Annotated in this window: 9 protein-coding genes and 1 pseudogene; 6 read left to right on the top strand and 4 right to left on the bottom strand. The window is 73.5% G+C overall.

The window, feature by feature from the left end; genetic code table 11:
• Nucleotides 1–220: 220 nt before the first annotated feature.
• On the top strand, nucleotides 221–889 hold the full coding sequence (locus ABD52_RS34440; RefSeq protein WP_013285969.1) for a hypothetical protein: 669 nt from the start codon (nucleotides 221–223) through the stop codon (nucleotides 887–889).
• 319 nt (nucleotides 890–1,208) lie between these two features.
• On the opposite strand, the gene ABD52_RS34435 is transcribed toward ABD52_RS34440, so the two are convergent.
• Nucleotides 1,209–1,478, bottom strand: a complete 270-nt coding sequence (locus ABD52_RS34435; protein ID WP_013285970.1) for a DUF2795 domain-containing protein — start codon at nucleotides 1,476–1,478, stop codon at nucleotides 1,209–1,211.
• Between the two features lie 177 nt (nucleotides 1,479–1,655).
• Between ABD52_RS34435 and ABD52_RS34430 the strand changes: the two genes are divergently transcribed.
• On the top strand, nucleotides 1,656–2,060 hold the full coding sequence (locus tag ABD52_RS34430; RefSeq protein WP_013285971.1) for a DUF2267 domain-containing protein: 405 nt from the start codon (nucleotides 1,656–1,658) through the stop codon (nucleotides 2,058–2,060).
• Nucleotides 2,061–2,072: 12 nt separating this feature from the next.
• Here the strand turns inward: ABD52_RS34430 and ABD52_RS34425 are convergent, their stop codons facing one another.
• Nucleotides 2,073–3,269, bottom strand: a complete 1,197-nt coding sequence (locus ABD52_RS34425; RefSeq protein WP_047894488.1) for a CaiB/BaiF CoA-transferase family protein — start codon at nucleotides 3,267–3,269, stop codon at nucleotides 2,073–2,075.
• A 242-nt stretch (nucleotides 3,270–3,511) separates the two neighbouring features.
• Between ABD52_RS34425 and ABD52_RS34420 the strand changes: the two genes are divergently transcribed.
• The 4 genes and pseudogenes from ABD52_RS34420 to ABD52_RS41220 form a co-directional block, all read left to right on the top strand.
• A complete protein-coding gene (locus ABD52_RS34420; protein WP_013285973.1) occupies nucleotides 3,512–4,546 on the top strand; it encodes a TerC/Alx family metal homeostasis membrane protein in 1,035 nt (344 codons plus the stop codon).
• 50 nt (nucleotides 4,547–4,596) lie between these two features.
• On the top strand, nucleotides 4,597–5,196 hold the full coding sequence (locus ABD52_RS34415) for a sulfite oxidase-like oxidoreductase (RefSeq protein WP_013285974.1): 600 nt from the start codon (nucleotides 4,597–4,599) through the stop codon (nucleotides 5,194–5,196).
• Nucleotides 5,197–5,236: 40 nt separating this feature from the next.
• Nucleotides 5,237–5,956 carry a ferredoxin reductase gene (locus tag ABD52_RS34410; RefSeq protein WP_176739820.1) on the top strand — a complete coding sequence of 240 codons (720 nt, stop codon included), beginning with the start codon at nucleotides 5,237–5,239 and terminating at the stop codon, nucleotides 5,954–5,956.
• A gap of 16 nt (nucleotides 5,957–5,972) precedes the next feature.
• A pseudogene (locus tag ABD52_RS41220) lies at nucleotides 5,973–6,173 on the top strand (DUF6510 family protein); the annotation flags it as partial.
• Here ABD52_RS41220 and ABD52_RS34405 read toward each other — a convergent pair.
• On the bottom strand, nucleotides 6,099–7,871 hold the full coding sequence (locus ABD52_RS34405) for a glycosyltransferase family 2 protein (protein ID WP_047894487.1): 1,773 nt from the start codon (nucleotides 7,869–7,871) through the stop codon (nucleotides 6,099–6,101). The pseudogene ABD52_RS41220 and the gene ABD52_RS34405 sit on opposite strands and share 75 nt — an antisense overlap.
• A gap of 172 nt (nucleotides 7,872–8,043) precedes the next feature.
• The gene (locus ABD52_RS34400; RefSeq protein WP_047894486.1) at nucleotides 8,044–8,697 is read right to left on the bottom strand and encodes a C39 family peptidase; all 654 of its coding nucleotides are present in this window, start codon (nucleotides 8,695–8,697) and stop codon (nucleotides 8,044–8,046) included.
• Nucleotides 8,698–8,724 lie beyond the last annotated feature (27 nt).

Here is an 8,724-nt window from a genome sequence, read left to right as displayed (position 1 = left end):
GATCGCCGACACCCTCGGCGACCTGGCCCGCACGATCGTCGAGACGTACCGGGGTGACCTGCGCCGGCTGCGGACCGCCGCGCACCAGGATGCGGGCGAGGAACGGCCGCTGCCGCCCGCGCTGCCCACCACCCGGCTCAAGGCCCGTGATCGCGGCGGTGACGTCCGCGGCTGACCGTCGTACCCCGAATGCCGCGCCGTCACCGGGGTAGTCGGCGGCATGCCGACAACCACCGCCCCGCGCGACGTCGCGGACAAGAAGCGGCTCGCCCGCCGGCTCGCCGGAGACGGCCGCGGGTTCGCCGAGTGCTTCGGGTTCCGGGTGACCAACAACCCGGCCCAGTTGTTCCAGGTGCTGTACCTGGCCGTTCTGCTGGCCCGCCGGGGCGACTTCCACCGGTCCGTCGACGCGGCCACCGCGCTGCGCGACGCCGGCTGGGACACCGCGGCCCGGATGGCCCGCTCCCGCCACGAGGATCGGGTACGCGTGCTGCGCGCCGCCGGACTGCGCGGTGACCTGCCCGCGATCGCCGACACCCTCGGCGACCTGGCCCGCACGATCGTCGAGACGTACCGGGGTGACCTGCGCCGGCTGCGGACCGCCGCGCACCAGGATGCGGGCGAGGAACGGCGGCTGCTGACCGCGCTGCCCGGAGTGGACGACGAGGTGTGCGACCTGTTCCTGCGCGAGGCGCAGGCGCTGTGGCGCGAGGCGGCGCCGGTGGCCGACCGGCGTGCGCTCGCGGCGGCCCGCCGGCTCGGGCTGGGCCGCACCGCGCGCGACCTCGCCGGACTGACCGGCAGCGGCGAGTCGGAGCAACTGTCGTGGCTGGTCGGAGCGCTGGCGCGAGTGGACCTGGAGCGGCGGTACGCCGAGGTGACCGCCTGAGCGCACACGTGCGCCCGGACACACTTCCGCGATTCTCACCCGTTCGGCTGATGTTGCGTCGTATGATGATCGTGGCAGCGATGCCCGCCCGGTTCGGGCGAACATCTCACCGCTGCGCGGTCGCGACCCGGTTCGGGCGTGAACCGCGGAGGGCAGGTGCTGCGTGGCGCCCCAGGTCGCGGTTCGTGACCCGGGGCGCTCGCCTGTCCGGGCACGCCGACCCGCCACAGGGCAGCGCCCACGCGACAGTCGTACGCCGGGCCTGTTTCCGCACGCGCAGAGGCCGGCGGCCGTGTCGCCCGCCGGCCCGACGCCGTACTCAGATGCCGCGCAGGTGTTGCGAGACGCGCGGGTGGTTGTCCCGGGCCTGCGCCGCGCGCTGCGACCGGCTCACCTCGGGCGCCGCGTCGATGCCGGCCGACCGGGCCACCTCGGTGCCGTTGGCGTAGTCCACCGGGGGCAGAGCGCGCAGCGCCCGCAACACGTCCGGCGGCGCGCCCTCCCGTTCCGCCTCGCGGATGACGTCGTCCTTGCCGGCCGGGTAGTCCAGCGCGGACAGGTAATCAAGGACATCCGTGTAACTCGCCATGGGTCGGGCTCCTCGTGGCAGTAGTCGGGGTCATGACCGGGCGGCGGTTACCCGTCGCGCCGCAGCTCACGCCCGCGAGCGCGGAAATCCCGCCCCCGTCTCGCGCCGGTGACCGGCGCCGTTTCCGGCGCGCCGTCGCGGGTAGCCGCGGTGGGCGCACCGAAGGGGGTACCACGCATGCACTACCTGACCTTCGTGAGCCGGGTCGCCCGGCTCACCGGCACCAGCGAGGACCGGGCCGCCACGCTCACCGGGGCCACACTGGAGACGTTCGCCGAGCGGCTGACCGGCGGCGAGGTGCTGGACCTGGCCGCGCAGCTGCCGAAGCCACTCCAGGGGCTGCTCAGCCCGTATCCGCGCGACGAGGCCGCGGAACGGTTCGGCGCGGCGGAGTTCGTCGCCCGGGTCGCCCGCCGGGCCGACTGCGACGAGAACACCGCCCGGGACGCGGTACGCGCGGTGTTCGTCACGATGCGCGAGGCGATCCGCGGCGGGGAGTTCCAGGAGGTCGTGGTCCAGTTTCCGCGCGACTACCGGGACATGGTGGAACCGGCCCTCGCCCCGGCCGCCGCGCGCCGCTGAACCGGCGGCCGGTCAGCCGATCACACCTGCGGTGCGCAGAGCGGCGATCCGGCCGGCGTCGATCCCGGCACCGGCCAGCACCTCGTCGGTGTGCTCGCCCGGCGACGGTGGCGGGCGCCGGACAGAGGTCGGGGTGGCCGAGAAGCGCGGTGCGGGAGCGGGCTGGGTGACGCCGTCCGGCGCCACGAAGACCTCGCGTGCCCGCAGGTGCGGATGCTCCGGCGCCTCGGCCCAGTCGAGCACCGGCGCCACGCAGGCGTCGGTTCCGGCCAGCAGCTCCGTCCACTCGTCCCGGGTACGGGTGCGGAACAGCCGCGCCCAGGCCGCCCGCAGCGCCGGCCAGTTCGCCGGATCTTCCCGGTCCAGCGCCTCACCGCCGGCCGCCGCGCCGGCGTCCCGCGGGCCGTCGCCGCCGTCGAGCGGGAAGCCGGTGAGCCGGACCAGTTCGGCGTAGAACTGCGGCTCCAGCGCGCCCACCGCCACGTACCGCCCGTCGGCGCACTCGTACGTGTCGTAGAAGGGCGCGCCGCCGTCGAGGAGGTTCACCCCGCGCGGGTCCTGCCACAGGCCGATGCCGCGCAGCGCGTGGATCTGGGTGGCCAGCACCGACACGCCGTCCACGATGGCCGCGTCGACCACCTGGCCGGGTGCGCCGCCGCGTACCGCGTACAGCGCGGCGACCACGCCGAGCGCCAGCATCATGCCCCCGCCGCCGTAGTCGCCGAGCAGGTTCATCGGCGGCACCGGGCGTTCCCCGGCCCGGCCCACGCCGTGCAGCGCGCCGGTCAGCGCCAGGTAGTCGATGTCGTGCCCGGCGCGCTGCGCCAGCGGCCCGTCCTGCCCCCAGCCGGTCATCCGCCCGTACACCAGCTTGGGGTTGGCGGCGAGGCAGTCGTCCGGGCCGAGGCCGAGTCGTTCGGTCACCCCCGGCCGGAAGCCCTCCACCAGCGCGTCCGCGCCGGCGACCAGGTCGAGCACCAGGTCACGCCCCTCGGGCTGCTTCAGGTCGACGGCGATCGAGCGGCGGTTGCGGTTCAGCAGGTCGCCGGGGAAGGCGCCGAACCCGCCGCCGCCGGGCCGGTCGACGCGCACCACGTCGGCGCCGAGGTCGGCCAGCATCATCGACGCGAACGGACCGGGGCCGATCCCGGCCAGCTCGATCACCCGTACGCCGGTCAGTGGTCCCTGGTTGGTCACCCGCGTCACCATAGGGTGCCCGGTGACCTGGCGCCATGCCCTCCACCACCGCACAGCGGTTGACCGGGGCAATCAACCGTGTCCCGACTTGGCGTCCGGTCCGGCGGTGACCTAGCCTTGTGCAGGCGAGGGGAGTACTTCCCACGAATCATTCCGGTCAGTACGGCAAGCCGCCGAGGCGAGCCCCGGGTGGTTGCCCACGAAAACGTGGGTGAAGGAGACCTCGAACATGACACGGTGTTCGAGGAGGCTCCATGCCCGAATTGTCGCCCCTGGCCGCGGCCGGGTTGTCGTCTGTCGGCACGCCCACGCTGTGGGTCGTGACGATCGTCGGCGTGCTCGTCCTGCTGGTGCTCGACTTCCTGGTCACCAGAAAGCCGCACGAGGTCTCGATCCGTGAGGCGCTGGGCTGGTCGGCCTTCTACATCGCCCTGCCGCTGGCCTTCGGCGCCTGGATCTGGTCCCGCTACGGCAGCCAGCAGGGCATCGAGTACCTCACCGGTTACCTGGTCGAGAAGTCCCTCTCGGTCGACAACCTGTTCGTCTTCATGCTGCTGCTGGCCGCGTTCGCGGTGCCCGCCGTGCTCGCCCAGCGGGTGCTGCTCTACGGCATCGCGGGCGCCCTGGTGCTGCGCGGTGTGTTCATCGCGCTCGGCGCCGCCGCGCTCCAGACGCTCGACTTCGCCTTCCTGCTGTTCGCGCTCATCCTGATCGCCACCGCGGTCAAGCTGCTGCGCGACGCCCTCTCCGGGCACGAGCAGGAGGTCGACATCAACAAGATGCGGTCGGTACGCCTGCTCCGCAAGATCATGCCGGTGGTCGACGACTACCACGGCACCCGGATGACGATCCGGCAGGGCGGCCGGCGGGCGCTCACCCCGTTCGCGCTCGTCGTGGTCGCCGTGCTGGCCACGGACATCGTGTTCGCCGTCGACTCGGTGCCGGCCGTCTACGGCATCACCGAGGACCCGTACCTGGTCTTCGCCACCAACGCCTTCGCGCTACTGGGCCTGCGGGCGCTCTACTTCGTGCTGCACGCCGCGCTGAGCCGCCTCGTGCACCTCAGCTACGGCCTGGCCGCCATCCTGGCGTTCATCGGCGTCAAGCTCGGCCTGCACTGGGCGCACGGCATCTGGGAGGGCGTGCCGGAGATCCCGACGCTCGCCTCGCTCGGCGTGATCATCGGTGTCCTGGTGATCGTCACCATCACCAGCCTGCGGGCCACCCGCAACAGCGGCGACGGCAAGCGCACCGTCGTGCACGAGGTGCAGGGTGGAGGTTCCGCCTGACTCGGTGGGAACCCCTGCCCCGGCGGGACCGGCGGTGGTACGACTGACGGGTGGGAATCGTCTCGCCCGGCTTCCAGGGCCGGCCCCGTACGTCCGCGCCCGACCTGCCGCCGGGGCAGTACCTCACCGAGGACTTCCCGGTGCTCTCCGCGGGCCCGACGCCGCGCGTGCCGCTGGACACCTGGGAGTTCGTGCTGACCAGCGAGACCGGCGCGGAGTACCGCTGGTCCTGGGACGAGATGATGGGCCTGCCGCAGGACACCCCGACTGTGGACCTGCACTGCGTCACCCGCTGGTCCAAGCTCGGCACCACCTGGCAGGGCGTCTCCCTGGACACGCTGCTCGACGGCGTCGACACCGAGGCCCGGTACGCGCTCGCGCACTCCTACGGCGGCTACACCACCAACCTGCCGCTCGATGACCTGCGCGGCGGGCGGGCCTGGGTGGTGCACACGTACGACGGGGGGCCGCTGCCGGCCGAGCACGGCGGACCGGCGCGGCTGCTCGTGCCGCACCTGTACCTGTGGAAGTCGGCCAAGTGGGTGCACGGCATCCGGCTGCTCGCCGACGACCGGCCCGGCTTCTGGGAGACCGCCGGCTACCACGACTACGGCGACCCGTGGCGCGAGCAGCGCTACCAGGGCGACTGAGGTGACGGCGCAGGCCGAGGGCCGCCGCGTCGCGCCGCTGATGTGGCGGGTCGCCCGGCTGGTCGAGCGGCGGATCGAGACGCCCACCGCGCAGACGCTGGTGCTGGACGTGCCCGGCTGGCCCGGGCACCTGCCCGGGCAGCACGTCGACCTGCGCCTCACCGCCGAGGACGGCTACCAGGCCGCCCGGTCGTACTCGCTGGCCGGCCCCGCCGACGGCGAGCGGATCGAGGTGACGGTGCAGCGGGTGCCCGACGGCGAGGTGTCGCCGTACCTGACCGACACCTACGCCGAGGGCGACCCGCTGGAGGTACGCGGCCCGGTCGGCGGCTGGTTCGTCTGGCGTACCGACGACACCGCGCCGGTGCTGCTCGTGGGCGGCGGATCCGGCGTGGTGCCGCTGATGGCGATGATCCGCGCGCGCCGCGCCGCGGGCAGCCGCACGCCGTTCCGGCTCGTCTACTCGGTGCGCACCCCCGACGACGTCATCTACGCCGACGAGCTGCGCCGCCGCGCGCGCGACGACCAGGGCCTCGACGTCGCGTACGTCTACACCAGGTCCGCGCCCGAGGGCTGGCGCGGCGAGCCGCACCGGATCGGCCTGGCCGACGTGAACAGCCACGGCTGGCCGCCCGACCTGGAGCCGCTGTGCTACGTGTGCGGCCCCACCGGATTCGTGGAGACCGTGGCCGACCTGCTGGTGGGGCTGGGTCACCCGACCCGGCGCGTGCGGACCGAACGGTTCGGCCCGACCGGCTGAGACCCGAGGAGGGCGTATGACCGACCTGTCCTACGTGGACGGCAACATGCTCGACGGGCCGTTGCGTGAGTTGTTCGCCGTCGACCTGAGCGCCACCACCGGCCGCTGCGACACCTGCGGGACGACCGGCCCGATGGCCGGGCTACACGTCTACTCGCACGCCCCGGGCCTGGTCGGGCGCTGCCCCGCCTGCACCGGGGTGATGGTGCGGCTGGTCCGCGCGCCGCAGCGGGCCTGGCTGGACCTGCGCGGCACCACGTACCTCCAGGTGCCCATGCCGGCCGAGCAGGGCTTCCGGGCCGCGCCCTGACGTCTGCGCCGTTACTGGACCGCGCCCACCGCGCCGGCGCAGCCGCCCGACGAGCTGACCCACCGTCACCGGCACCACGGAGAGCACGAGCTGACCGTTGCGCGGGTCGACTGTCGCCGCCACCCCGTACAGCCGGGCGCCGTGCCGCAGCAGCCGGGGCCGCCCGGCGGCGAGCCGGGGCGCGCGCACCGCGGCCCCGCCGCGCCCGTGACCGCCGTCCACCTCGGCGCGGACCGGATGGCGCTGCCCGCTGGCGGAGCTTGCCGCCAGGAGCCGGTCGAGTGCGAAGTCCGTGCGGAGCGTGCGGCCGGTCGGATCGCCGGCGTCCATCCGGGTGGCGCCCACGACCGGACCGGCCAGCATCCGCACCGGCCCGGCCTCCGTGGCGAACCGGGGGTACGGGCTGCGCGTCGTCACCGTCAACGTGTGCCCGTCGACCCAGCTCACGTCGACGGTGTCCAGCCGCGCCAGCCAGTCGGCGCGCACGTCGGTGACGTCGGTCCACCGCGCCGGGGCACCCGGATAGCCCGCGTGCCAGCGGTCACCGGCGAACACCGTCGCCGGCACGCCCCGGCCGCTGTCCTGCTCGATCACCGCCAGCAGGTCGTCGACTCCGCCCGCGGTCACCGCGCCCAGGCGCAGCCGGGCCTCGATGTCGAGCCGGTCCCGCAGACCGTCGGTGACGTGCCGCCGCACCAGCCGCGCGACCGTCGCGTGCACCCGCTCCTGCGCGGCCCGGTCCAGGTGCCGGAAGTCGTCGCCGACGAGGTTCGCCAGTTCCAGCCCGGCGTGACGGCGCAGCACCGCGTCCCGGCGCTCCCCGGCGGGGATCAGGTCGGCCACGTACGCGAACAGCCGCTCCACGCTGACCAGGCGCTGCTCGACCCGGCTGTGGTAGGTGATGTTGCGGGCGTCCAGCCGGCGCACCGCGTGGTAGTAGTCGTAGTCGGCGAGCACCGAGATCCGGCGGGCGTGGTAGCAGGCGGCGAGCGTGAACGGCTGGTCGCTGAGCACCGGCATGTCCTCCGGGAACCGCAGCCCGAGCCGGTCCACGAGGTCGCGCCGGAACAGCTTCGTGTTCGCCAGCGACCAGGGCAGCGCCGAGTCGAACAGGCTCACGTCGACCGCGTTGCCGTCGGCGAACACGTCGGAGAACACGTGCCGGCCGTTGACCCCGACCACCTTGCCGAGCACCACGTCCGAGCCGTACCGGTCGGCGGCGGCGACCAGACGCTCAAGGGCCTCCGGACCGAGCCGGTCGTCCGAGCCGAGGAAGAAGACGTACCGGCCGGTGGCCAGGTCCAGTCCCCGGTTGCAGGGCGACGCCGGGCCACCGGAGTTGGGCTGGTGGACCACCCGCACCGTGCCGGGGTGCTTCGCGGCGTACCGGTCCAGCAGGCGGCCGCTGCCGTCGGTGGACCCGTCGTCCACCGCCACGATCTCCATCCGGCCCGGCCCGATCGTCTGCCGCAGCACCGAGTCGAGGCAGGACCGCAGGTAGCGCAGCGTGTTGTAGACAGGCACGACCACGCTCACGTCGGGGCGGCTCGGCGCGGCTGGGCGGGGCGTGGTCGGTGGGCGGTGCGTCGCCTCCTCGGCTGCCACAGCTGCTCCTTCACGGTCGCCCGGACGATCCGGCGCGACCCAGCGTGGTGGAGCGAGCCGTCCGGGTGACGACACCGGCGTGACGGCGAGGTGACCGGAAGGCAGCCGTTGGATACGCGCGAAAGGGCCCGACCCCGTGGTGGGGGTCGGGCCCTTCGTCATGGTCGTTCGGTCAGGAGCTGTAGCCGCGGCTGGCGATCCAGCGGGCGAGCTCGTCGACGTCCATCCGGTAGGAGGCCTGGTTCGGGTTGGCCGAGTCGGCGATCGTCACGACCTTGCCGCCGTCGCGGTAGCCGACCACGCTGATGTAGTGGCCACCCTCGAAGGAGTGGGCGTTGCCGTCGGTGTCGGTGGCGGTGCCGGCGATGTTGGCCACCACGGCACGGCCGTCGTCGACGGTCTTGACCACGTCGGCGCGCAGCTTGTCGACCTTGTCGCGGTCGCGGGCCTTGTCCACGGGGATCTCGGTGGACTTGTAGACGTCCTTACCGGTCTCCTTGTTGAGCACCGGGGTGATGTCGTTGATGGAGTTGGTGCCGGCCTCGGTGGTGCCCATCTCCTTGGCCATGGCGTGCACGTCGATGTTCTTGCCCTGCACGCTCAGCGCGTTACGGGCGGCGGCGGGGCCGCAGAAGTAGAAGTTGGGCTGCGCCTCGTAGCGCACGTCGAGTTCCCGCTCGCCGTGGCCCTTGCGGTCGGCCACCACGCTCGTGGTGCCGGTGGTGGGGGCGGCATGGGCGGCGATGGCGGGGCCGGCGATGCCACCAGCGGTGGCGACGACACCGGCAGCGGTCAGAACGGTCTTGCGCAGCAGAGTGGTAGCCATGATGGTTGCCTCCCTGAAGTGGGGGAT

This window comes from Micromonospora sp. RV43, assembly GCF_001029515.1.
In the GTDB taxonomy this organism is placed as follows: Bacteria; Actinomycetota; Actinomycetes; order Mycobacteriales; family Micromonosporaceae; genus Micromonospora; species Micromonospora aurantiaca.
The sequence above is the reverse complement of the archived record's forward strand: the minus strand, read 5'-3'. Positions and strand labels throughout refer to the sequence as shown.